This is a genomic window from Rhodococcus sp. IEGM1339 (assembly GCF_050321925.1).
GTDB classification, from domain to species: Bacteria; Actinomycetota; Actinomycetes; order Mycobacteriales; family Mycobacteriaceae; genus Rhodococcus; species Rhodococcus pyridinivorans.
In genome coordinates, this window is record NZ_JBNQFT010000014.1 from 1 (window position 1) to 23,863 (window position 23,863).

General features: G+C 69.1%; 20 protein-coding genes, 2 tRNA genes and 2 pseudogenes. 9 read left to right on the top strand and 15 right to left on the bottom strand.

All coding sequences use genetic code 11. The annotated features are described in order from the left end of the window. Nucleotides 1-154 precede the first annotated feature (154 nt). Nucleotides 155-228: transfer RNA gene (locus tag ACQR3U_RS13970), tRNA-Leu, on the bottom strand. Between the two features lie 347 nt (nt 229-575). Here ACQR3U_RS13970 and ACQR3U_RS13975 point away from each other — a divergent pair. Together ACQR3U_RS13975 and ACQR3U_RS13980 are read left to right on the top strand one after the other, a co-directional pair. Further along, nucleotides 576-1,829 carry a lipase family protein gene (locus tag ACQR3U_RS13975; protein WP_230810749.1) on the top strand — a complete coding sequence of 418 codons (1,254 nt, stop codon included), beginning with the start codon at nt 576-578 and terminating at the stop codon, nt 1,827-1,829. A gap of 14 nt (nt 1,830-1,843) precedes the next feature. Then, nucleotides 1,844-2,308: a hypothetical protein gene (locus ACQR3U_RS13980; protein WP_033098280.1), complete on the top strand. Its 465-nt coding sequence runs from the start codon at nt 1,844-1,846 to the stop codon at nt 2,306-2,308. Nucleotides 2,309-2,430: 122 nt separating this feature from the next. Here ACQR3U_RS13980 and ACQR3U_RS13985 read toward each other — a convergent pair. The 7 genes and pseudogenes from ACQR3U_RS13985 to ACQR3U_RS14015 form a co-directional block, all read right to left on the bottom strand. After that, nucleotides 2,431-2,547: pseudogene (locus tag ACQR3U_RS13985) on the bottom strand (cold shock domain-containing protein); the annotation flags it as partial. Nucleotides 2,548-2,559: 12 nt separating this feature from the next. Beyond that, nucleotides 2,560-3,504 carry a Ppx/GppA phosphatase family protein gene (locus ACQR3U_RS13990; protein ID WP_230810748.1) on the bottom strand — a complete coding sequence of 315 codons (945 nt, stop codon included), beginning with the start codon at nt 3,502-3,504 and terminating at the stop codon, nt 2,560-2,562. Beyond that, the gene (locus ACQR3U_RS13995) at nt 3,501-4,028 is read right to left on the bottom strand and encodes a DUF501 domain-containing protein (RefSeq protein WP_230810747.1); all 528 of its coding nucleotides are present in this window, start codon (nt 4,026-4,028) and stop codon (nt 3,501-3,503) included. The genes ACQR3U_RS13990 and ACQR3U_RS13995 overlap by 4 nt, the downstream gene beginning before the upstream one ends. Beyond that, the gene (locus ACQR3U_RS14000; protein ID WP_230810746.1) at nt 4,025-4,732 is read right to left on the bottom strand and encodes an FtsB family cell division protein; all 708 of its coding nucleotides are present in this window, start codon (nt 4,730-4,732) and stop codon (nt 4,025-4,027) included. Before ACQR3U_RS14000 ends, ACQR3U_RS13995 begins: the two co-directional genes overlap by 4 nt. An 8-nt stretch (nt 4,733-4,740) precedes the next feature. After that, nucleotides 4,741-6,027 (bottom strand): phosphopyruvate hydratase, encoded by a 1,287-nt coding sequence (eno, locus tag ACQR3U_RS14005; protein WP_024103250.1) that lies wholly within the window; start codon nt 6,025-6,027, stop codon nt 4,741-4,743. A gap of 116 nt (nt 6,028-6,143) precedes the next feature. After that, the gene (locus ACQR3U_RS14010) at nt 6,144-6,920 is read right to left on the bottom strand and encodes a lytic transglycosylase domain-containing protein (protein WP_230810753.1); all 777 of its coding nucleotides are present in this window, start codon (nt 6,918-6,920) and stop codon (nt 6,144-6,146) included. A gap of 204 nt (nt 6,921-7,124) precedes the next feature. Further along, nucleotides 7,125-7,613: pseudogene (locus tag ACQR3U_RS14015) on the bottom strand (sugar transferase); the annotation flags it as partial. Nucleotides 7,614-8,341: 728 nt separating this feature from the next. On the opposite strand from ACQR3U_RS14015, the gene ACQR3U_RS14020 reads away from it, so the two are divergent. Next, a complete protein-coding gene (locus ACQR3U_RS14020) occupies nt 8,342-8,761 on the top strand; it encodes a hypothetical protein (RefSeq protein ID WP_269572350.1) in 420 nt (139 codons plus the stop codon). A 7-nt stretch (nt 8,762-8,768) separates the two neighbouring features. Here the strand turns inward: ACQR3U_RS14020 and ACQR3U_RS14025 are convergent, their stop codons facing one another. From ACQR3U_RS14025 to ACQR3U_RS14050, 6 genes are all read right to left on the bottom strand, one after another. After that, nucleotides 8,769-9,491, bottom strand: coding sequence for a MazG family protein (locus tag ACQR3U_RS14025; RefSeq protein WP_230810745.1), 723 nt, complete (start codon nt 9,489-9,491; stop codon nt 8,769-8,771). Beyond that, nucleotides 9,488-13,141, bottom strand: a complete 3,654-nt coding sequence (mfd, locus tag ACQR3U_RS14030) for a transcription-repair coupling factor (protein WP_230810744.1) — start codon at nt 13,139-13,141, stop codon at nt 9,488-9,490. The genes ACQR3U_RS14025 and mfd overlap by 4 nt, the downstream gene beginning before the upstream one ends. Before the next feature lie 113 nt (nt 13,142-13,254). Further along, the gene (locus ACQR3U_RS14035; protein WP_039584602.1) at nt 13,255-13,833 is read right to left on the bottom strand and encodes a PIN domain-containing protein; all 579 of its coding nucleotides are present in this window, start codon (nt 13,831-13,833) and stop codon (nt 13,255-13,257) included. A gap of 66 nt (nt 13,834-13,899) precedes the next feature. Then, nucleotides 13,900-14,229: a helix-turn-helix domain-containing protein gene (locus ACQR3U_RS14040; protein ID WP_006553851.1), complete on the bottom strand. Its 330-nt coding sequence runs from the start codon at nt 14,227-14,229 to the stop codon at nt 13,900-13,902. Beyond that, complete coding sequence (locus ACQR3U_RS14045; protein WP_033098277.1) at nt 14,226-14,867, bottom strand: ScbR family autoregulator-binding transcription factor; 642 nt, start codon at nt 14,865-14,867, stop codon at nt 14,226-14,228. The genes ACQR3U_RS14040 and ACQR3U_RS14045 overlap by 4 nt, the downstream gene beginning before the upstream one ends. An 83-nt stretch (nt 14,868-14,950) precedes the next feature. Further along, complete coding sequence (locus tag ACQR3U_RS14050; protein WP_024103232.1) at nt 14,951-15,556, bottom strand: TetR/AcrR family transcriptional regulator; 606 nt, start codon at nt 15,554-15,556, stop codon at nt 14,951-14,953. 192 nt (nt 15,557-15,748) lie between these two features. Between ACQR3U_RS14050 and ACQR3U_RS14055 the strand changes: the two genes are divergently transcribed. The 6 genes from ACQR3U_RS14055 (at nt 15,749) to ACQR3U_RS14080 (ending at nt 22,656) form a co-directional block, all read left to right on the top strand. After that, nucleotides 15,749-15,820, top strand: a tRNA-Gln gene (locus tag ACQR3U_RS14055). 79 nt (nt 15,821-15,899) lie between these two features. Beyond that, complete coding sequence (gene glmU / locus ACQR3U_RS14060) at nt 15,900-17,375, top strand: bifunctional UDP-N-acetylglucosamine diphosphorylase/glucosamine-1-phosphate N-acetyltransferase GlmU (protein WP_006553848.1); 1,476 nt, start codon at nt 15,900-15,902, stop codon at nt 17,373-17,375. Next, on the top strand, nt 17,372-18,349 hold the full coding sequence (locus ACQR3U_RS14065; RefSeq protein ID WP_006553847.1) for a ribose-phosphate diphosphokinase: 978 nt from the start codon (nt 17,372-17,374) through the stop codon (nt 18,347-18,349). Before glmU ends, ACQR3U_RS14065 begins: the two co-directional genes overlap by 4 nt. Nucleotides 18,350-18,382: 33 nt before the next feature. Further along, on the top strand, nt 18,383-19,012 hold the full coding sequence (locus ACQR3U_RS14070; RefSeq protein WP_230810743.1) for a DUF2461 domain-containing protein: 630 nt from the start codon (nt 18,383-18,385) through the stop codon (nt 19,010-19,012). Nucleotides 19,013-19,169: 157 nt separating this feature from the next. After that, a complete protein-coding gene (locus ACQR3U_RS14075) occupies nt 19,170-19,847 on the top strand; it encodes a hypothetical protein (protein WP_230810742.1) in 678 nt (225 codons plus the stop codon). A gap of 220 nt (nt 19,848-20,067) precedes the next feature. After that, the gene (locus ACQR3U_RS14080) at nt 20,068-22,656 is read left to right on the top strand and encodes a LuxR C-terminal-related transcriptional regulator (protein WP_230810741.1); all 2,589 of its coding nucleotides are present in this window, start codon (nt 20,068-20,070) and stop codon (nt 22,654-22,656) included. Here ACQR3U_RS14080 and ACQR3U_RS14085 read toward each other — a convergent pair. Beyond that, nucleotides 22,625-23,851, bottom strand: a complete 1,227-nt coding sequence (locus tag ACQR3U_RS14085) for an MFS transporter (RefSeq protein ID WP_230810740.1) — start codon at nt 23,849-23,851, stop codon at nt 22,625-22,627. The two genes, ACQR3U_RS14080 and ACQR3U_RS14085, sit on opposite strands and share 32 nt — an antisense overlap. Between the last annotated feature and the right edge of the window lie 12 nt (nt 23,852-23,863).

The following is a 23,863-nucleotide window of genomic DNA, read 5'->3' on the forward strand; positions in this document are numbered from 1 at the left end:
TGTCGGTGTTCGGCCGACTTCGACGTCGATCATGATGCTTCCGTTTCCCCGCGTCCGTCCCTGAATGTGTCTCACGACCATCCTGGCAACCAACGAATTGCTGTAGCGGATAGCGAGAGCGGTAGCGGATGCATCGGGGACGACCCCGGACCTGTGCCCCCAGTGGGACTCGAACCCACACTGTGCGGATTTTAAGTCCGCTGCCTCTGCCAATTGGGCTATAGGGGCGTGGGGATCACATTAGCGTTCACGACTGTCCACCACCGCGCCGGGGCGCGAGGTTCTTGAAGTACCGTGCGACGGGACGGCGTTCGTATCCTCTCCCCTCGTAGACGGAGGCCGGTACAGCCCGAGGACGGGACGCCACGCCCGGAGGGAGAGATCGAGTACGTCACTTCGTCGTTCGGCCGTGCAAGGTTCGATCCTCATTGCTCCTCGACCTCCTCGGATCCGACTTCGAATGTGCTCCTCGCCCGGGCTGTAACGCACCTCGATTTCCGGCCGACATCCTGCGGGGAGACAAGTACACAGCGGACAGCCAGGTGGTGAACCGGGCACGAAGAGAAGGACCATGGATGCGCTTCGCGACCGCACGCCCACTGACCGGGCGACTCGCCACCGCAGTAGCCGTCATGGCCCTGGCAGCGACGCCGAGCCTGGTGGCCGCACCCTCCGCACAGGCCGAAGGCATCGTCTACCCCGCGTCCGTGAACGACTCCTTCTACAGCACCCCCGACGACATCGCCGATCGGCAGCCCGGTGACGTCCTCGCCGCGCGCGTCCTTCCGCCGCCGCTCGGATTTCCCGGCACCGACGCCGTCCAGTTGAAGTTCCGGTCGACGAACTCCGACGGCGAACCGATCTCCGCAGTGACCACCGTGCTGTCCCCTCAGGGTGGGGCGCCGGGTCGTCCGCTCGTCTCGTACCAAGCCATCATCAACGCACTCGGGCTCGAATGCGCGCCGTCGACGGCGCTGTACGCACCGAACCCACTGCGAGGGATCCGGGAGTCTCCCGGCCTGCTCATCGCGATCCAGCGCGGCTGGTCGCTGGCCGTTCCCGATCATCTCGGACCGAACAGCGCCTACGGCGCCGCGAAGGTCGGCGGGCAGATCACCCTCGACGGCATCCGGGCCGCGCAACGCTACGCACCGCTCGAACTCGCCGACAGTCCGGTCGGCATCGCCGGCTACTCCGGCGGCGGGATGGCGACAGCGATGGCCGCAGCACTCGCCCCGACCTACGCGCCCGAGATCCCGATCGTCGGCTCCGCCTACGGTGGCGTCCCGATGGACATCGGCGAGATGGCCCGGGAACTCGGCGAATCCGCGCATCCCGCCTTCGGATTGGCGATGGCGGCCGCCCTCGGCCTCGAACGTGAGTACCCGGACCGCATGCCGGTCAGCGAGCAGCTCAACGGTGCGGGGCGGGAACTGCGCGACCGCATCGCCAACGCGTGCACCAACGAAATTCTGCTCGCCGGTGCCGGTCGCAGCATGGCCGACATCGCCGACGCGGCGGCGGGCCTTGCCCTGCTCGACAGCCCGACCGTGCAGGAGGTGCTGATGGAGAACAGCGTCGAGAAGGTCTCGACGGTGCCGAATGCCCCGGTGTACGAGTGGCATTCACCGACCGACGTGCTGATTCCTCTCGATGCGATCTCCACGACGCTGCGCAGGTACTGCGACGCCGGGGTGGCGGTGCGGACCGAACTCGTGCCGAGCCCGGATCACATCACTGCCGCCGTGAACGGCTTGCCGGGTGCGCTGGACTTCCTCGACGGCCGATTCGCCGGCGTTGCGCCGTCGTCGGACTGCGGGACGGTATGAACACCGCTCGGAGCGTGACTGGACGACAATTCCGTCGGACGTTCGCGGTCGGCGGCATGTCGCTTGCCCTGCTCGCGGTTCTTCCGGGCACGGCGTCCGCGCACCACCAGGAGTTCGTTCCCCTGCCGACCACATACTCGTTGGGGCGGGACCACTCGGTACCGTGCAGCGGGCAGCTGACCGGCCACGTGTTCGCCCCGCACCATCGACCGGGAACGATCCTCATCGATCTGTCCTGGTCGACGTTCTTGGGCGGTTCGTGCACCATCACCGCATTCGTCAACCACTGGGGAAGCAAGAGGAACGGCGTACGCGCCCTCGAGCTGACGTCGGCTCCCGGCGAACCCGGACACGCTCCCAGCGGACAGATCAGTATCGACATCGGTTCCGGCGATGCGGGAATGACAGTGACCACGGACGGCCTCAACACGACCTATCTCGACCCCGCCCGGTTCACCACTCGTTTCACGGTGCCCTGACGGGATTTCCTGTCGTCACAATCGTTTCCGCTCGATCCGGCCAGGACATGCATCAGGCCCGCCTCGAATGACGAGGCGGGCCTGATGGTGTCTCGGATCCCCTGGGGGAACGGGAGATCGAATCAGATCACGGTGATACCGGTGGCCTGGGGACCCTTGGCACCCTGGCCGATCTCGAAGCGGACGCGCTGGTTCTCGTCGAGGCTGCGGTAGCCGCCCGACTGGATCTCCGAGTAGTGCGGATCAAAGAACTAGCGGGCGACGGACAGGGCGATGCCGTCGAGGATGTCGTGCTCGCTCACGACCAGCTCGGTGATGCCGGCTCGGCGGCCGAGTTCCTCGGCGAGGACCGTGGTGATGATCGAGCCGCCGCCGATGACGTCGACGCGGCCGGGATGCATCGGGCCGAGCGCCGCGCGCTTCTCGCGGGTCGCGGCGACGAGACCGTCGCACACCTCGCGCAGGCGGTCGAACGGCACCGACGACAAGTGGATCTTCTCGGAGTCGTACTCGTCGAGTTCGAGGGCGAGCGCGGCGAGGGTGGTCATGGTGCCCGCGACACCCACCCAGGTGTGGGCCTGCTCGACCGGCACCCGCTCGAGCGCTTCGCGGATCTTGTCCGCCGCGACCTCCTGTGCCGCAGCGACCTGCGCGGCGGTCGGCGGGTCGTCGTGCAGGCACCGTTCGGTCAGCCGGACGCAGCCGATGTCGGTGGAGTAGGCGGCGTGCACACCGTCGGCGTCGCCGAGCACGACCTCGGTGGATCCGCCACCGAGATCGACGACGACGAAAGGCCCACGCGCGGAGTCGAGTTCGCCGACCGCACCAGCGAAGGACAGACGCGCCTCCTCGTCGCCGGTGATGACCTCTGCCTCGGCTCCGGTGATCACGGCACCGAGCACCTCGCGGGTCATCGCGAAGAAGTCCTCACGGTTGCTCGCGTCGCGCGTGGCCGAGGTGGCAACCATGCGAACGGCGGTGGCGCCGGTCTCGCGGATCAGGTCGGCGTACTCCACCAGCGCGACCCGCGTGCGTTCGATCGCCTCGGGTGCGAGACGACCGGTGGCGTCGACGCCCTGCCCGAGCCGCACGACCTTCATTAGGCGGGTGACGTCGGTGAGGGTGCCGTCCTTCGCGATGTCGGCGATCAGAAGGCGGATGGAGTTGGTGCCGCAGTCGATTCCCGCGACCCTCACTGTTTTTCTCCACGAAGCTCGGCGTAGGTGGGCCAGTCGGCGGGGATCGCCGTGCCACGCAGACCGGCGTCGGCGGCGAGGGCTACGGATTCGTCGCCGAGCGGGTTGACGCCCGGTCCCTTCGCGAGCGAATGGGCGATCAGCACGTGCAGACACTTGACGCGTTCGGGCATGCCGCCGCCGGTGAAGTCGGTGCCGAGCGACTCGATCGCGTCGCGTTCGACCAGGTACGACTCGTGGGCGCGCAGGTAGCCCGCAGCAAGTTCCTCGTCGGCGCCGAGGCGCTCGGTCATCTCCTTCATGACCCCGGCGGATTCCTGCCGGCTCGCTTCGGCTGTGAGGCGCGGGTCGGTGAGGTAGTACAGCGTCGGGAAGGGCGTGCCGTCGGGCAGCTTGGGCGCGGTCTTCACCACTCCGGGCGCACCGTCGGGGCAACGGTAGGCGATGGCCAGGACGCCGCGGGGTTTGCGCCCGAGCTGGGCGGCGACGGCGTCGAGGTCTTCTTGCGTGACGTGATCGGTCACCCGGGGACATCTCCTGGTTCTGGGGGTGCCACAGGCATCTGCTGGGGCACGGGTTCGGGCTCGGGTTCGGGTGCCGGTTCGGACACCGACAACCACAGGTCGCTGTACCAGGCGCCGGTCGTCGGCCGGTCGGGTTCGCGTTCCTCACGTTCGGGCGGGGCGTCGCCCGGCAGTTGCACCTGGTAGGGAATGTCGCCGGGGACGACGAAGCGCAGTCGCTCGCGGGCCTGGGCGCGGACCCAGGCCGGGTCCTCCATGCGGGCCTTCTGTTCCTCGAGGGCCGCGATCTCCTGTTCGAGCTGCACGCGTTCGGCGGCGAGCTGCTCGGCTTCGGAACGCTGGCTCACGTAGGTGCGCAGCGGCACCGCGAGGGTGAGCGCGAGACCACACACGACGAGGGCGAGCACCACGGCGCGGCCGGTGGACAGGCCCAGGACGGTGCGTTCGGTGCGGGGGCGGCGGGAGTCGCGGGGCGCGCCGACCCGGGTGGGGCGGGCTCGCCCCGAACCACCGGGGCGGCCGCGACCGGGCGACGAATGAACGGGGTCCTCGCGGCCGGCCGGCCGCGCACCCGCGTTCTCGGCCGAGTGTTCGGCCGGCGCGGTAGATCCCGTGGGCCGGACCCGGCTCGGACGCCGGACGCCGGACACACCCTCGGTGCGGGTGCGCCTCGCTCCGGGACGGGATCTACCGCGCTGACTCATGCCGGCGATCAGCCCTCGACGGAGAACCGCGGGAAGGCGAGCTCGCCGGCGTAGCGAGCGACGTCGCCGAGGGACTCCTCGATGCGCAGCAGCTGGTTGTACTTGGCGACACGCTCGGAGCGGGCGGGCGCGCCGGTCTTGATCTGTCCGCTGCCGACGGCGACGGCGAGATCGGCGATGGTGGTGTCCTCGGTCTCGCCGGAGCGGTGGCTCATCATCGTCTTGTAGCCGTTGCGGTGCGCGAGGTCGACGGCGTCGAGGGTCTCGGTGAGGGTGCCGATCTGGTTGACCTTCACGAGCAGCGCGTTCGCGGCGCCCTTGACGATGCCGTCCTCGAGGCGCTCGGGGTTGGTGACGAACAGGTCGTCGCCGACGAGCTGGATCCTGTCGCCGATCTCCTCGGTGAGCGCGACCCAGCCCTCCCAGTCGTCCTCGCTGAGCGGATCTTCGATGGAGACCAGCGGGTACTGGCCGAGCAGCTCGGCGTAGAAGGCGCCCATCTCGGCGGCCGTCCGGTTCTGGCCCTCGAACTTGTAGCCGGTGCCCTCGGTGTAGAACTCGGTGGCCGCGACGTCCAGTGCGAGCGCGACATCGCTGCCCAGCTTCAGACCGGTCTTACCGATGGCCTCGCTGATCAGGTCGAGCGCGGCCTTGGTGCCCGCGACGTCGGGGGCGAAGCCGCCCTCGTCGCCGAGGCCGGTGGCCAAGCCCTTGCTCTTGAGCACGGACTTGAGGGAGTGGTAGACCTCGGCACCCCAGCGGAGGGATTCCTTGAAGGTCGGGGCGCCGATCGGGGCGACCATGAACTCCTGGACGTCGACGCCCGTGTCGGCGTGGGCGCCACCGTTGAGGATGTTCATCATCGGAACGGGAAGGATGTGGGCGTTCGGGCCTCCGACGTAACGGAACAGCTCGAGTCCGGACGACTCCGCACCGGCCTTCGCCACGGCGAGCGACGCGCCGAGCAGGGCGTTCGCGCCGAGGCGGCCCTTGTCGGGGGTGCCGTCGGCGTCGAGGAGTGCCTGGTCGACGGTGCGCTGCTCGGTGGCGTCGAGGCCGATGATGGCCGGGCCGATCTCGGCGAGAACCGCCTCGACGGCCTTCTCGACGCCCTTGCCGAGGTAACGGTCGCCGCCGTCACGCAGCTCGACGGCCTCGTGCTCGCCGGTGGAGGCGCCCGACGGCACTGCAGCGCGAGCGAAACTTCCGTCCTCGAGCAGCACTTCGACCTCGACCGTGGGGTTGCCACGGGAGTCGAGGATTTCGCGGGCTCCTACCTGCTCAATGATGGCCACTGGCTGATTCTCCTTCGATGGACTGTCACGCTGCGGTGTCTGCACGCTGTGGACAGCCTAACGGTCGCGACCTGCGTGTGAGGTACAGGCGCGCTCGAGGCCCGGCGCGGTACTGTCTACGGCCGCACTCCCACGCCGTAGGCGGCGGCGCGGTCGCGGACGAGCATCAGGTATTCGGTGGAGCGGTTGTAAGCCATCAGGGCGTTCGTCCAGCCCTCCGCGGTGGTCAGGTCGCCTCCACGGTCGCACAGATAGCGGCCTGCGGTCAGGGCCGCGTCGTCGATGTTGTCGGGGTGGGCGATGCCGTCGCCGTTCGCGTCGACGCCCCACCGTTCCCAGGTCTCGGGGATGAACTGCATCGGCCCGACCGCCCGGTCGAGCACCGGGTCGCCGTCGAGGCGGCCACCGTCGGTGTCGCGGATCTCGGCGTTGCCCCGGGTGCCGTCGAGCGGGACACCCCGGATGGGCGGTGAGACGCTGCCGTCGGATCCGAGGGAGGCGCCGCCGAACCGTCCGTGGCTGCTCTCCACGTTGCCGATGCCGGCGAGGGTCGTCCACGACAGGCCGCAGTCGGGGGTGCCGACGGCCAGGACGGCCGCCGCGTGCCCGTACGCCTCGAGTGCGGTGGTGGGGATGCCCAGTTCGCGGGACTGTGATTCGGCCCAGTCGGCGAGCTGTGCTGCTGTGCGGCCGGGACCGTTCACGTCGATGGGCGGAACGGGCAGACCGGGTGCCGGCGGGACGCCGTCGGGGATCTCGACGGACGGTCGCCGGGGTGAGTGCAGAGCGGACTCGACCGCCACGAAGACGACGGCGACGAGTGCACTGAGCAGGACCACCGGCCACAGCCAGCGTCGGGGTTCTCGATCGGACGGCACCCCTCCATATTCCATACGGGACGAAAACCCCATGTAGACGCACCGGCGTCGACGATCCCGCCTGATCGTCGGCGCCGGCCTCGGAGGGTGGAATCCGCGAGGGGTCGGACTCCACCGCTGTTTCGGCAGCGATGTCCCTCGATACGCGCCGTCCCCGCTGAGGACCGCCCGGATGGTGCGACGCAGGATCGACAGGTCGAGCATGAAGGTCCAGTTCTCGACGTACCGCAGATCGGCCCGTACCGACTCGTCCCAGGACAGATTGCTGCGTCCGTTGACCTGCCACAGTCCCGTCACACCCGGTTTGACGAACAACCGCCGCGCCGCGCCGTCCTCTCCGTACCGGGCGACCTCGCATTCGAGCGGTGGGCGCGGGCCGACTCCGGCACCGATGTCGTGATCGGCGATGTCGTCCTTGTGCTCGTCGGCGCCGACGACCATGCTGCGGAACTTGTACATCGTGAACGGGGTTCCGCCGCGTCCCACCCGTTGCTGACGGAAGAGGATCGGTCCTCTGCTGCCGACCTTGATCGCGACCGCGACGGCGAGCAGTGCCGGCGCGATCACCATCAGGATCAGCACCGCGAGGACCCGATCGAAGACGTTCTTCACGATCCAGGCCGGGCCACTGTAGCTGGGGGCGCTCATCTGCAACAGGGGCAGCCCCTCGAGCGGGGAGATGTGCAGGCGCGGGCCGACGACGTCCATAAGCACGGGGGCGATGAGGAGCTCGGCACCGATCTTCTCGAGGTCCCAGCCGAGTCTGCGTGTCCGCGCGTGCGGCCACCAACCGGAGGGCAGGAGTGCGACGGCCTCGAAGTTGTGCTGCTCGGCGACGGCCAGGACGATCTCGTCGGTGCCGAGGGCGGGGATGTCGTCGATGGCCACCGGCAGGGAGTCGGCGCCGCGGTCGACGGCGAGGCAGATGCCGTCGACCCGCCATCCGGCGCGTCGGAGGCAGTCGGCCCGGGCGACCAGCTCGTGCACCTACTCCACGTCTCCGGCCACGAGCACCGAGTGCAGATATCGACCCTCGGTGCGGGCCTTCGAGAGGTGACGGCGGAGCAGCGTCCGCCCCAGCAGGGTGAGCACGAGAGCGATCAGCAGCGAACCGAACGTCCAGGACTGACCGGCCGAGGTGCCCCCATCCGTATCCGGCGACGGCCAGGGCGGCGACGGCGAAGACGTATCCGCGGGCGACCCTCCGGTACTCCTCTGTGCCGGTTCCGAGAATTCTTTCGTCCCAGGCCTTCTGGATTCCGAGGGAGACGATCGCCGCAGTCGTCGAGGCGCCGACGAGAACGGGGGTACGCCACGAGTCGATCTGGTCGAAGCAGTGGTATCCGACCGTGACGACCACGTGGGCGATCACGAGCACCAACAGCTCGAAGCCGGTCACCACCGATCTGTAGAATGCGGGACTGAGTGCACGCCGGATCCTCGCCGCCGAACGGGCGACCGGCATCACGAGCGCTGCGACACTCCGCACCCTGCAACGGCGGGCCGACCGCCAGGTGGACGAACTGGTCTCCTGGATGCGCAAGTCGGCCGCCGAACACCGACGGGTCTTCGCCTACGGCGCGGCTTCCCGGGCCGTGGCACTGTTCGCTCGTGCGGGTGTCGACCGCTCCGTCATGGAGGCCGTCGCCGACGGCTCACCGGCGAAGGCCGGACGACGAATGCCGGGAACGGACGTCCCGATCGTCGACCTCACCGCTCTGCGCGATGCATCCCCCGATTGCATCCTGCTCACCATCCCCGATCTGCTCCCCGAAGTGCGGGCGCAGTTCCCGGAGTTCGAGGGCCGCTGGTGTATTCCACCCGACAGCCGGCACGGGGTCCGGTGGGTCGGGTGAGACACATTCAGGCGCGGTGCTCGTCTGCGGGTCCCCCGCGGTGCTCGTCTGCGGGTCCCCCGCGGTGCTCGCCGGCGGGTGCCCAGTAGCGACGCCACGCATCCTCGTCGAGCCCGCCGTGCGGAACTCCGTCGGTGTGCGCGGCCTTCTCCGTTGCCCGGATCGATCCGGCGAACGCGAGGATCGCCGATCGGAGCGTCGACTCCGTGTCGCCCGTGCCTGTGATCCGGACGACCCGCAACGTCTCGGGCACCAGGTCCTCCGGGAAACCCGCTCGCATCGCGCGTTCGATCACCTTGTCGGCCAGGGAGAGTGCGGGCTGTGCCATCGCGATCCCGTCGAGGCACGACGTGCGTGCCTTCTCCGTCTTCTTCGCGATCTCCCACGCCGCTTCCTGCTCCGCGACGTCGAGCGGACCGGCGTGCCCGTTGGTCAGGTGCGGGCTGCGCGCGGCCAGCTTGGCGACGAGCGTCGCCGCCACGTCGTCGACCGTGAACTGCCCGTTCGCCTCGGCGATCCGGGAGTGGAACAGCACCTGCAGCAGCAGGTCGCCGAGTTCTTCGCGGAGTTCGTCCGGATCACCCGACTCGACGGCGTCGAGAACCTCGTAGGTCTCCTCGATCAGATAGCGGCGCAGACTCTCGTGGGTCTGGGTGACCTCCCATCCCCCGAACGACCACAGTCTGTCCATCACGGCCGCCGCCTCGGCGAGAGCGGTGTAGTCGGTCATGCATTCACCGTCGCCGCGCTGTTCAGGTCCACCGAGCCTTGCGGCTTGCCGTCGAGGGCGAGCAGGAAGTCGGCGATGTACTGCAGCAGCGCCACGTCGCGCACCCGATCCGATCCGACCCCGCCGGTCCGCGGGATCGGCAGTTGCAGGAGACCGCTCGTCGCGCGGTACTGCGCTCCCGGGTACAACCGCTTGAGCCGCATCTGCTTCGAGTCGGGCAGCTCCATCGGCGAGATCCGGATCTGGGTGCCGGTGACCGCGACCTCCTCGAGGCCGTACTCGCGGCACAGCAACCGCAACCGGCCGACGGACACGAGCCGCTGCACCTCATCGGGCAGCGGACCGTAACGGTCGACGAGTTCGTCGACGACCGTGGCGATCGCGGCGTCGTCGTTCGCGGCGGCGAGCTTGCGGTACGCCTCGAGGCGCAGCCGGTCGGATGCGACGTAGTCGGCCGGGATGTGCGCATCGACGGGAAGGTCGATCCGCACCTCCTTGGGCGCTTCGTCGGTGGTGACCGTGCGGCCGTCGGCCGCGGCCCGGTACGCCTCGACGGCCTCGCCGACGAGCCGCACGTACAGGTCGAAGCCCACGCCGGCGACGTGGCCGGACTGTTCGGCACCGAGAACGTTACCGGCGCCGCGGATCTCGAGGTCCTTCATGGCCACGGCCATACCCGCGCCGAGATCGGAGTTCTGCGAGATCGTGGCGAGTCGGTCGTAGGCGGTCTCCGTCAGCGGCTTCTCCGCCGGGTACAGGAAGTACGCGTAGCCGCGCTCACGCGAACGCCCGACGCGGCCGCGCAACTGGTGCAGCTGCGACAGACCGAGCGAATCCGCACGTTCGACGATGAGCGTGTTGGCGTTCGAGATGTCGAGGCCGGTCTCGACGATCGTCGTGCACACCAGCACGTCGAACTCGCGCTGCCAGAAGCCCTGCACCGTCTTCTCGAGCGTCTCCTCCTTCATCTGCCCGTGCGCGACCGCGACCCGCGCCTCGGGGACGAGATCGCGGAGTCGCTTGGCAGCCTTGTCGATCGAGCTCACCCGGTTGTGGACGTAGAAGACCTGACCGTCGCGCAGCAGCTCTCGGCGGATCGCCGCGGCGACCTGCTTGTCGTTGTACGCACCCACATAGGTGAGGATCGGGTGCCGCTCCTCGGGCGGGGTGAGGATGGTCGACATCTCGCGGATCCCGGCCATGCTCATCTCGAGGGTTCGCGGGATCGGTGTGGCCGACATCGTGAGCACGTCGACGTGCGTGCGCAGCGCCTTGATGTGTTCCTTGTGCTCGACGCCGAAACGCTGCTCCTCGTCGACGATCACGAGACCGAGGTCCTTCCAGCGGATCCCGGTCTGGAGCAGGCGGTGGGTGCCGACGACGATGTCGACGGTGCCGTCGGCCATGCCCTCGGTGATCGCGCGCGAATCGGATGCGTCGGTGAACCGGCTCAGCCCCTTCACCGTCACGGGGAAAGCCGCCATCCGCTCGGTGAAGGTCTGCAGGTGCTGCTGCGCGAGCAGGGTCGTGGGGACGAGCACCGCGACCTGCTTGCCGTCCTGCACGGCCTTGAAGGCCGCACGCACCGCGATCTCGGTCTTGCCGTAGCCGACGTCGCCGATCACGACGCGGTCCATCGGCACCGCCTTCTCCATGTCGGCCTTGACCTCGGAGATCACCGTGAGCTGGTCCTGTGTCTCCGTGAAGGGGAAGGCGTCCTCCATCTCCTTCTGCCACGGCGAGTCGGGCGCGAAGGCATGGCCGGGCGAGGCCTGCCGCGCCGCGTACAGCCGCACGAGCTCGCCGGCGATCTCGCGAACCGCCTTGCGCGCCTTGCGCTTGGTGTTGGCCCAGTCGGATCCGCCGAGCTTGCTGACGGACGGCAGCTCACCGCCGACGTACCGAGAGAGCTGGTCGAGCTGCTCCATCGGCACGAACAGCTTGTCGCCGGGCTGGCCCCGCTTGCCGGGCGCGTACTCGATGACGAGATACTCGCGGCGGGCACCACCGACCGTGCGCTCGACCATCTCGACGAACTTGCCGATGCCGTGCTGGTCGTGGACGACGAAGTCACCGGCGTTCAGGGCGAGCGGGTCGACCTGGTTGCGACGCTTGACTGGAGTCTTGCGGCCCTCGGTGACCACGCGGTTACCGGTGAGGTCGGCCTCGGTGACGACCACCAGCCCCGGCACCACGTTGTCGTCGTTGCCGGGGAGGACGACGCCCTCGTGCAGGCAACCGCGCATGACGCCGACCTGCCCGCGCACCGGTTCGGTGCCCGGTTCGAGCTTCGCGGCGGGGACCTCGTTCTCCTTCAGCCGCTCGAGGATGCGCTGTCCGGTGCCCGCACCGGCGACGACGATCACCGCGCGGCCCCCCGCGGTGACGTGGGCGCGCAGGTTCACGAACAGCATCGACAGCAGGTCCTCGGAGCCGCGGACCTCGGGGGCCGGCTGCACGTCGAGGACGAGTTCGGTGTCGGCACCGGAGGCGAGCGGGCTGAGCGTCCACCACGGTCTGCCCGCGGCCTGCGCGGCCTCGCGCACCTGACGCAGCGACCGGTAGGCCGACGCGCCGAGATCGAGCTTCCGGCCGTCCACCCCGTTGAGGTTCGAGGTGTCGAGCGGCGCCGCACCACCGATCGAGGCGGCCGTCCACGACGCCTCGAGGAACTCCTGCCCGGTGCGGGCGAGATCGCTCGCACGGGTGCGGACCTTCTCCGGGTCGCAGATCAGCACGTGCGCCCCGGCGGGCAGAACGTCGGTGAGCAACTGCAACTCGCCGGGCTGCAGCACCGGCAGCAACGCTTCCATGCCCTCGACGGGGATGCCGCCGGCCATCTTGTCGAGCATCTCGACGAGCGCCGCATCGGCCGGGTTGTCCTCGGCGAGCTGCGCGGCGCGGGCCTTGACCTCGTCGGTGAGCAGCAGTTCGCGGCACGGCGGCGCGACGAGCACCGGCACGTCGACCTCGGAGATCGAACGCTGGTCGGCGACGGAGAAGCAGCGAAGTTCGGTGACCTCGTCGCCCCAGAACTCGACGCGGACCGGATGGTCGGCGGTGGGCGGGAAGACGTCGAGGATGCCGCCGCGCACCGCGAACTCACCGCGCTTGCCGACCATGTCGACGCGGGTGTACGCCAGTTCGACGAGCCGCTCGACGAGTTCCTCGAAGTCGTGTTCGGTGCCGACCCGCAGCGTGACGGGGTCGATCTCGCCGAGTCCGGGAGCCATCGGCTGCACCAGCGACCGCACGGTGGCGACGACGACCCGCAGTGCGGGCCCGAGATCGCGATCGTCGGGACGCGCGAGGCGACGCAGGACGTGCAGGCGACGGCCGACCGTGTCGGCGCTCGGCGACAGGCGCTCGTGCGGCAAGGTCTCCCACGAGGGGAACTGCGTGACACCCTCGCCGAACATCTCGGTGAGTTCGGCGGTGAGATCGTCGGCCTCGCGTCCGGTGGCGGTGACCACGAGCAGAGGTGTCTTCTCGGCCAGCGCCGCCGCGACGAACGGCCGCGCGGCGGGTGGGGCGACGATCTCCTGTTCGGCGGAACCGGCGAGCTCGCCGATCCTGCGCAGTCTGTCGTCGGCCAGCGCGATCCGCGCCAATCCGGACAGTGGGACAGCGGCCGGGGGCACAGCAGACAAGGAAGGCGCTCCTGAGTGTGGGACGAGAACCTTGTCGAGTCTATTCCGCTGTTCCCCGCGCGTCACCGCGCCGGGGCGTGAAACGCGCTACCGCGCCGGGGGCGTGAAACGCGCTACCGCGCCGGGGGCGCGAGGAGGTCGGCGCTGTTTGCACCGAGGTCGCGCGCGGCCCACTCGGCCAGCCGTGCGAACAGTTCGTCGTCGTCCGCCTCGCGCCGGGTGTCATCGTCGGCGAGCCAGCGACGGCGCACCATTCTCAGCAGTGCCGCGCGGGTGCGGACGGGATCGGCGTCGAGCGCGAAGGTGACGAAAGCGTCGGGTGTCCACGCTTCGATACCCGATCGTTCCAGTGCCCCGGTGAGCTCGGGGTCGGCGGTGACGACGGCGTCGGCGTGGCACAGCAGCGCCACCGAGGTCACGTGTGCCTCCCTCGGTCCCGTCACGTGCGGCACCTCGCGGAGCACGGTGGTGGGCCAGACCACCCGGGCGTCGGGGAAGGCGCGGTCGAGTTCGGCGAAGAGGAAGTCGCGGGCGGGACGCAGCAGTTCCTGCGGCAGTCGGCGGTCCACTTCCGCGATGATTCCGTCGCTCCAGAAGGGTTGGTAGAGGCCGTCTTCGGTAAGGGCGAGCGCCACATCGCGCAGGCGGGGGCGGGCGAGGACCGTCGCATCGAGCACCACTCGAACCGGCATCGTCACCCTTCGTCGAACCGTCGGAACGGACCGTACCGTGCTGCCGCGGCGGGCCGCGTCATGCTGTCAGAACGGGTCGTACAGTCCTTCGCGCCGCGTGAGATCGGCGAGTCCGTCGAGGACCGTCGTGACCACCTCCGCCTGCTGCTTCGCGAGGTCGAGGACGTCGGAGCGCAACACCCGCCGGTGCAGGCCGTGGAAGTCGGCGGAGAGTGCGCCCGTGTCGACCAGGCGCGCGACGTGCCGGCGGGAGCAGCCGAGGACGTCGGCGGCCTGGGCGATGGTGAGCAACGACGGCACGACACCGATCGTCACGGCGGTGTCGGACCCGAACCGGTCGAGCAGACCCGCCAGCGCCGCGGGGGCCTCCTCGGCGGAGAACGGCCCGAAGGTCACGACTGCAGCCGCAGACGGCGCTCCACGAACTGCCGGAAGTATTCGAGCTTGTTCGCCGGCACCAGCGCGGGCAGGATCATCTGCCACATCGCACCGGTCTGCTCTGCGAGCCGTTCGGTCGCCTTGAGAGCGTTCGCCATGATCCGGGCGCCCATCGCCTGTTCGAGCAGCAGCAGGGAGACCGCGTGGACGTCGACGTCCTCGACGAGGTCGCCCTCGTCGGCGGCCCGGGCCGCGAGCTCCTGCAGGTTGTTCTGCCAGATCTCGTAGGGCCGGTGCTCGGTGCCCTGGTAGTCGCCGATCTCGACCAGCAGCCGGAACATCGCCCGCACCACGGAATCGGTCTCGGACATGTCGACGTGCAGGACCGACAGGTCGATCAGTGTCTCGAGCGCCGGGGAACGGCGGTCCATCTTGGACTCGGCGGCGGCCTCGAAGCGGAGATAGCCGGAGTCGATCACCCCGCGCGCCAGTTCTTCCTTCGAACCGAAGTGGAAGTACAGCGCACCCTTGGTGACGCCGGCCTCCTCGATGATGTCGCCCAGGTTCGCGTCCGCGTACCCGTCGCGCACGAAGATCGTCGCTGCGCCCTGCAGCACCGATTCGCGTGTCACCTCTGCGCGTACTTGTCGTCCCACCACAGCCTGCCTTCTCACGGGTATCCCAACGATAACGCCACTTAACTGAAAGTAGAGAGCAGACGGTCCCGGAAACGAGAGGACTATTCGGAAACCGGGGGTTCCCCGAGCTTCGGGTCCGCTTCCAGACCGATGAGGCCGTTCCAGCACAGGTTCACGAGGTGGGCCGCGACGTCCTCCTTCGACGGAGTGCGGCGGTCGAGCCACCACGTCGCAGTGGTGGCGACCATGCCGACGAGAGCCTGGGCGTAGAGCGGAGCGAACTCCGGGTTGAGCCCCCGCCGGGAGAAGTCGCCGGTCAACAGCTTCCCCACCTGACGCATCGCCTCGTTGAGCAGACTCGAATAGGTGCCTTCCTCGGCGGACATCGGCGAGTCGCGCACGAGGATGCGGAAGCCGTCGGTGCGCTCCTCTATGTAGGTGAGCAGAGCGAGCGCGGCCCGCTCGACGCGGATCCTCGACCGGTTGCGGGTGAGGCTCTCGGTGACCATCGACATCAGCACGGTCATCTCGCGGTCCACGACCACCGCGTAGAGACCTTCCTTACCGCCGAAGTGCTCGTAGACGACCGGCTTGGAGACCTGCGCCCGCTGGGCTATCTCCTCGATGGAGGTGCCCTCGTAGCCGCGCTCGGCGAACAGGGCGCGACCGATTTCGATGAGCTGTTCCCGACGCTGCGTGCCCGTCATCCGGATCCGCGGAGTGCGCTCGGTTCGCTTCTGCGACGCCTGCGACACAGGTCCTCCTTCGGCGGCGGGACGTACTCGAACGTTCGACAGCCTATCCATTCCCGATCGCGCCACCCCAGGTTCGACGTCGACGCCGTCTCGTGCGAGGATCAGGGGCGCACGCCCGCCGGTTCCGCCGCGGGGGTGTGGCAATCCGCCGTGGTGTAATCGGCAGCACCTCTGATTTTGGTTCAGATAGTTCAGGTTCGAGTCCTGGCGGCGGAGCGGGAACCGTCCCGGGGAGCCTCAGTGCTTCCCCGGTGTACGCACGGACCGGCGTACAGAAACGTGTCGAGGGAGCTACATGCAGGTGCAGACCGCGATCGTCGTGCTGGCAGCCGGAGCAGGAACAAGGATGCGGTCGAAGACACCGAAGGTGTTGCACACCCTCGGTGGACGCACGATGCTCGCTCACTCCCTGTACGCCGCCGCCGCACTCGGACCTGCCCATCTCGTCACCGTCGTCGGGCACCGCCGCGAGGAGGTCTCCGCCGAGGTGAGCGCCGTGGCCGCGGATCTCGACCGCGAGATCCGGGTGACCGTCCAGGAGGAACAGCTCGGCACCGGCCACGCCGTGGAGTGCGGCCTCGGCGCCCTCCCCGACGACTTCGACGGCACGGTCGTCGTCACCGCCGGCGACGTCCCGCTGCTCCGCTCCGACACCCTGCAGGAACTGCTCGACGCGCACCTCGACACCGAACCTGCCGCCGTCACCGTCCTCACCACGACGGTGTCCGAGCCGACCGGTTACGGACGCATCGTGCGCACCACCGACGGCGACGTCGCCGGGATCGTCGAGGAGAAGGACGCCTCGCCGACGCAGCGCGCGATCCAGGAGATCAACACGGGCGTGTACGCCTTCGACGCGGCCGCGCTGCGCTCCGCGCTCGGCAAGCTGAGCGCCGACAACTCGCAGGGCGAGCTGTACCTGACCGACGTCGTGAAGATCGCCCGCAACGAGGGCCACACCGTCCGCGGACTCCACACCGACGACGCGGTGCAGGTCTCCGGCGTCAACGACCGCGTCCAGCTCGCCGCACTGACCACCGAACTCAACCGGCGCCTGCTCGAGCACTGGATGCGCGAGGGTGTCACGGTGATCGACCCGGCTTCGACGTGGATCGACGTCGACGTCGTGCTCGGCGCCGACGTCACCATCCACCCGGGTGTGCAGTTGCGCGGCCGCACGGTGATCGCCGACGACGCGGAGGTCGGCCCCGACACGACGCTGACCGACGTGCAGGTCGGCGCCGGCGCCACCGTGATGCGCACCCACGGCTCCGACGCCGTGATCGGCGCGGAGGCCACCGTCGGCCCGTTCACCTACCTTCGCCCCGGCACCGAACTCGGCGCGTGCGGCAAGCTCGGCGCCTTCGTCGAGACGAAGAACGCGCAGATCGGAGCGCATTCGAAGGTCCCCCACCTCACTTATGTCGGCGACGCGGAGATCGGCGAGCACTCCAACATCGGGGCATCGAGCGTGTTCGTCAACTACGACGGGGTGAAGAAGTACCGCACGGTCGTCGGATCGCACGTCCGGACCGGGTCGGACACTATGTTCGTCGCTCCCCTCACGGTGGGCGACGGCGCCTACACGGGCGCCGGAACAGTACTCCGTCGCGACGTTCCTCCGGGGGCGCTGGCGGTGTCGGGTACGCCACAGCGCAATATTGACGGGTGGGTCCAGCGAAATCGCGCCGGTACCCCCGCTGCCGAGGCAGCATCGAGAGCACAGCAGCCGCACGACCACGATCGCCAGAAGGACGGCCAGAACCAGTGACCAATTGGATCGACAACCAGAAGAACTTGATGCTCTTCTCCGGCCGGGCCCATCCCGAGCTGGCAGAGCAGGTCGCGAAGGAACTGGGCGTCCCCCTCACCCCGCAAACGGCACGGGACTTCGCGAACGGTGAGACGTTCGTGCGTTTCGAGGAGTCGGTGCGCGGTTCGGATGCCTTCGTGCTGCAGAGCCATCCGTTCCCGCTGAACCAGTGGGTCATGGAGCAGCTCATCATGATCGACGCGCTCAAGCGTGGTTCGGCCAAGCGCATCACCGCGATCCTGCCGTTCTACCCCTACGCCCGTCAGGACAAGAAGCACCGCGGCCGCGAGCCCATCTCCGCCCGCCTGATCGCCGATCTGCTCAAGACCGCCGGCGCCGACCGCATCATCACGGTCGACCTGCACACCGATCAGATCCAGGGCTTCTTCGACGGTCCGGTCGACCACATGCACGCACAGGGCCAGCTCGCCGAGTACATCCGCGGCAAGTACGGCGTCGAGAACATCGCCGTGGTCTCCCCCGACTCCGGTCGCGTGCGGGTGGCCGAGAAGTGGGCCGACACCCTCGGTGGCGCGCCGCTGGCGTTCATCCACAAGACCCGCGACCCGCTGGTGCCCAACCAGGTCAAGTCGAACCGCGTGGTCGGTGAGGTCGACGGCCGCACCTGCATCCTGATCGACGACATGATCGACACCGGTGGCACCATCGCCGGCGCCGTGAAGATCCTCAAGGAGGCCGGCGCGGGCGACGTCATCATCGCCGCCACCCACGGTGTGCTCTCCGACCCGGCCGCCGAGCGCCTCGCTTCGTGCGGCGCCAAGGAGGTCATCGTCACCAACACGCTGCCGATCCCGCCGGAGAAGCAGTTCGACTGCCTCACCGTGCTGTCGATCGCTCCGCTGCTCGCGCAGACGATCCGCGAGGTCTTCGAGAACGGCTCGGTCACCTCGCTGTTCAACGGGGTCGCCTGACCTTCCGCTCGACGACGGGGCAGACTTGTCCGGGTGTTCACCGGATTTCCCGTCGCGGCCCTCGACTTCTACGACGATCTCGAGGCCGACAACAGCAAAGCATTCTGGGCCGCGCACAAGGCCGTCTACGACGACTGCGTGCGCGGCCCGATGCTTGCCCTACTTGCGGAACTCGAGGAGGAGTTCGGGGAGGGCAAGGCCTTCCGCCCGTACCGCGACGTGCGGTTCAGCAAGGACAAGCTGCCGTACAAGACCCACCAGGGCGGATTCGCCTCCGTCGCGCAGAGCGTCGGCTACTACGTCGAGATCAACGCCGCCGGATTGCGGGTCGCCGCCGGCCTGTTCCACGGCTCGTCCGATCAGATCGCCGGTTACCGGACCGGGGTCGATCACGACCGCCGCGGCCCCGAGCTCGGGAGGATCGTGCGCAAGCTCGAACGCGCGGGATACGAGATCGGCGGCGACCGGTTGAAGTCCCGGCCGCGCGGCGTGGACGTCGATCATCCCCGCATCGAACTCATGCGTCACCGGTCGCTGTGGGCCGGTCGCACCGAGATCTCCCCGCCGTGGATCAACAGTCCGCGCACCCTCGAGGAGGTGCGCTCGGCGTGGCGTGAGTTCCGGCCGCTGGTGCGCTGGCTCACCGCTGCTACCACAACGTGATCCGGCAGACCGGGTGGTATGGAAATGCTGTGTGGCGCAATGGTTTGAAGGACGCGCCGGGACGGGGATGATCTTCGTCACGCCGCGTGAAATCGTCGCAGGTCGTGCGAGACCCCCCTCCCCTGCGTAACTCGGCTTTCACCTAAAGTGGCACCTCGTGACCGACGCGCAAACTCTCGAAGCCCCTACGGAAAACGCGACAATCCGAACGGTCCGACGATGGTCGCCGGGTGCGTGCGTCTGGTGCGGCGACACCGACTCTGTCGAGGTCTTCCGCAACGAACCTCGCTGTGCCACATGCCGTAAGCACGAAGCCGTCATCGACGAGGCCCGCAAGTTCATGGGCATGTACGGCCTGCGCCCCATCGGCGGCACCCTGCAGTCCGACGACGAGGAGGAATACGAGCACCGCCTCGCCGCCCGCGAGGCCCGCCGCGCCCTCAACGACATCCGTCTCGCCGAGCAGCCCGACCCGGCGCTCGTGCGCAAGGCCTTGCGTCCCCGCGCCGCCGCGATCACGGAGGGCCACACCGGTTCCTCCGCGCAGACGTCGACGCGTCCGGCCTCCGCGACCCGCAGCTCGTCCGCTTCGGCCAAGCCGGCGAAGTCCGCGGCTCCGGTCCGGGCGGGCGCCGTGGACGTCGAGGAGATCCAGACCCGGGCCCTCGCGCTGCTCGATCAGCTCTCCGCGATCGACGCGCAGCTCGCGCTCGTCGCCGAGCAGAACGGCCTCGCCGCCCGCGCCCGCCGCAGCGATCTGGAGAAGCAGAAGGCGACGATCCTGCGCACCCTCGCCGCCCTCGAGAAGGCACGTCTGAGCGCATCCGGCAGCTAGTCGCCGGCTCACACCACCGCAGCCTTGTCCCGCTCCGTCGAGTCCGCTCGACGGTCCGGTGCCGGGGCTGCCGTCGTTACCGCACGTCACGACCGTTGTCGTTACCGCACCTCACGACATCGGACCAGGTAGTCTGTGATCGACCAAGAGCCTGTCGGGGGCACTGCTCGGGCCATCCCTCCTGTGCAGATCCGGGCTGAAGCGTTCCGAAGGAGTGCGCGTGAGCGTTTCCGACTCCCCTCGCGTCGGTGCACCCGCGTGGCGTTCCTTGTCCTCGGCTCTGGCGCGACCCCGATTGTTCGCGTGTCTCGACCGGTGCTCCACGCTGACGGTGATCGACGCTTCCCCGGGTTTCGGCAAGCGGACGCTCGTCGCGGGATGGCTCCATCGGGGCGGCGCACCCGACCACACGATCGTCTGGGTTCCCGAACTCACGGCGTCCGGCGACGGCGACCTGCCCGAGCATGTGCTCGCGGTCCTCGCCGATCACCCGGCCGTCGAGGTCGCCGGCGACGGTCCCGACGATTCCCCGTTCGAGCGCGTGGTCCGTACCTTCCGCGATCTGGGGTCGCCCTGCCTGCTCGTGCTCGCCTGTGTGTCGCCGCAGAACTCGGCCGAGGTGCTCGAAGCAACCCTTCGGCTGCTCGACCGGTGCCCCCTGCTCGATGCGATCGTCTGCCTGCCGGGAAACAGCACCGACATGACCGAGGTCGTCCTCCGCGGGATCGACTCCACGTACGTCCCGGCGGCCGATCTCGCGTTCACCATCGAGGAGACGACGACGCTGTTGCGCGACGCCGGACCGGAGCGCTCCGACAGCGAGTGCGAGGTCGTGTGTCGCGTGCTCGGTGGTGTGCCCACCCTGGTCTCGGCGGCCACGGCCGTCGCCCGGAGCCGGCCCCAGCGCCTGATCGACTCCCGTGGACTGCCGACCCCGGCCTTGGTCCGCCTCGTGCGGACGTATGTGGACAGCCGACTCGACGAACTCGACGACGCGCACCGCGAGTTCGCGCTCTCGGTCGCCGCTGCCCACAGCGTCACCGCCGAGCGGGCGGCCGAACTGACGGGCGCGGCGGACCCCGAGGCCGCACTCGCGACGCTCGCCGCGGCCGGCCTCCTGATGGATTCGCCCTTCGACGATCCCCGGACGTGGCGGTGGCCCGACGCCGTGCGCTCGTGCGTGCTCGACATCTCCCGCCGAGAGCAACCCGGACGTGTCGACGCCCTGCTCGTCGAACTCGCCCGGGCCCATCGCGACGCCGGCAGGCCCGCCGAGGCGTCGATCTATGCCGTCGAGGCCGGCGACTGGGAGACCGCCGTGGCGATCGTCGAGGAATCCTGGGCGCGCATGGTCGACAGTTCTTTCGACGTTCTCGTCAAGGTGCTTCGGCAGATCCCCGACCAGGAGCTCGGCGACCATCCGTCGGTCCAGGCAGGTCGCGCGCTGTTCACACAGATGCTCGACGAACATTCGATCCTGCACGCCTCCCTGCCCGCGGATCCCGACGAACTCACCGAGCTCGGGAAGACACCCGGCGCCGCGCAGGCCCTCTACGTCGCGACGGTGCAGACCCTGACCCTGCGGGTCTCGGGCGAATTCGGTGAGGCCGCGCGGTTGACGCTGCTGTTGCGTCCGCTCGTCGATTCGATCCTCGAACACCGGCCCGACGATCTCGGTCCGCAACTGCCGCTGCTGCGCGTGCAGTGGGCGATCACGCTCCAGCTCGCCGGATATCTGACCGAGTCCACCACCGTCTTCCGCCGCGCCCACCGCGGTGCGTACGCCGTGAACATCGCCTTCGTCATCCAGAACGCCGCGGGCAGCTCGGCGCTGAACTGGGCGGTGACGGGCGACAATCCGCGCGCCCGGGAATGGCTGCGCACCGAGAGCAACGCCGAGCCCACCGAGGGTCGCTGGGGCGAGATGGTCAAGGTGGGTGGTCGCGTGGCGTCCGCGCTCGTCCACCTCGACTCGCTCGAGCTCGACCGTGCCGTCGGATATCTCGACGAGCTCGGTGTCCCGCGGGTTTCGGAGGAACTCTGGGGATTCGTCGCCTACGGCCGGGCCTACTACAACCTGGCGGCGGGCAACGCCTACGACGGACTCACCGAACTGCACCGGCTCATCGCTTCACACCACGATCTGTTCGACCGCAGCGCGTTCTCGCGCATCCTGCTCGGGGCCGCCGAGATCGACCTGCAGCTGGCGCTCGGCAACGGCAACCTCGCGCGCGCTCTCGCCGAGGAGTCGCCGCAGACCCATCCGATGCTCGTGGTGACGAACGCGCGTGTCGAACTGTTCACCGGTTATCCGGAGATCGCGCTCAAGCAGCTCAAGCGTGTTCCGTGGACGGAGTGCGGCTTCCCGCGCGCACATGTCGAGGCATTGCTCATCGAGGCGAGCGCCCACCTCGATCTCGACAAGAAGGACGCCGCGGTCCGCAGCTGGCAGCGGGCCTGCACGCTCGCCGAGGCCCTCGGCAACCGCCGCGCCTTCACCACTCTGGCCGAGGGTGTCGCCGGGCGTCTCGCGGAGCCCGGCGGTCTCACCGTCCCGGACGAGGCGATCAGGTCCGTCTTCACCGAACCGGTCACCCATGTCGAACTGTCCCGGCGGGAGACAGACGTGCTGGAGTTGCTGGCGCTGGGATCGACGCACGCCGACATCGCGAAGAAGTTGTTCGTCTCGCACAACACGATCAAGACCCAGTTGCGCAGCATCTACCGCAAGCTCGGCGTGCACACGCGGGTGGAAGCCATCGGCCGGGCTCGCGATCTCAGGCTGCTGCCGGTCCGCCGCTCACTCTAGCCGAACGCGCACGCATCCGGGCGGTGAGCCGAAGATCGAGCGCCCACACGACACCCGCGAGCGCCGCCAGTCCGACACCGAGCACACACACCGCGGTCCACCCGCCGGCGCTCCACGCCATCGTGCCGAGCGCCGAACCGGACGCCGCACCGATGAAGTAGCCCGTCATGTAGACGGAATTGACGCGCGAGCGGGCGTCGGGGTCGAGGGCGTACACGATGTTCTGGTTGGTGATGTGCACGAGGTTGAGCGCGAGGTCGACGACGAGCATCCCGACGACGAACCACACCAGTGAACTCGCACCCGCCGCGAGCGCCGCCCACGACGCGATCAGCGTGAACATGCCCACCGCCGTCGTCGGCAGTCCGTAACCGCGGTCGACGAGCCGGCCCGCCGCGGTCGCGGCGAACGCACCGGCCACCCCGGCCAGCCCGACGAGCCCGATCTGCAGGTCGTCGAGGCCGAAGGGCGGGTCGGACAGCAGGAACGCCATCGTCGAGAACAGCGCGCCCACCGACGCAAAACCCAGCCCGCCGAGCAGGGTCCGGGTGCGCAGGCGAGGATGCGTGACGATCAACGTCCCGAGTGATCGCAGCGTGCTGCCGTAACCCTGACGGACCACCGGTGGCGTCGCCGGCAGCACCCGCCACAACGCGAGCGCCACGATCACCATCGCGACCGCGCTCACCCGGTAGACCGTCGTCCAACTGTCGCCGAGTTCGGCGAGGATGCCCGCGACGCTCCGGGCCACGAGGATCCCGACGAGCAGCCCGCTCATCACGGTGCCGACCGCGCGACCCCTCGATTCCGGCGTCGCGAGGGTCGCCGCGAACGGCACCAGCACCTGCGCGGCCACCGAGAACAGACCGGCGACAGCGGTGCCCACCACGAGCACCCCGATGTTCGGCGCGAATCCGCTCAGCCCCTGCCCCGCCGCCGCGGCCAGCATGAGCATCACCGCCAGCCGCCGCTGCGGGAACATGTCGCCGAGCGGCACGAGGAACAGCAGGCCGAGAGCATAGGCGACCTGCGCGACCGTCACGGTGGAGGCGGCGGCCGATCGGGAGGTGTCCAGTGCTTCGGCGATCGAGTCGAGCAGCGGCTGGTTGAAGTAATTGCCACCCACGCACAGACCCGTCGCCACGGCCATGAGCAACAGGACCGGGGTCGTCAGGACGGGACGGGAGGACGCCATGTCCTCCAGCGT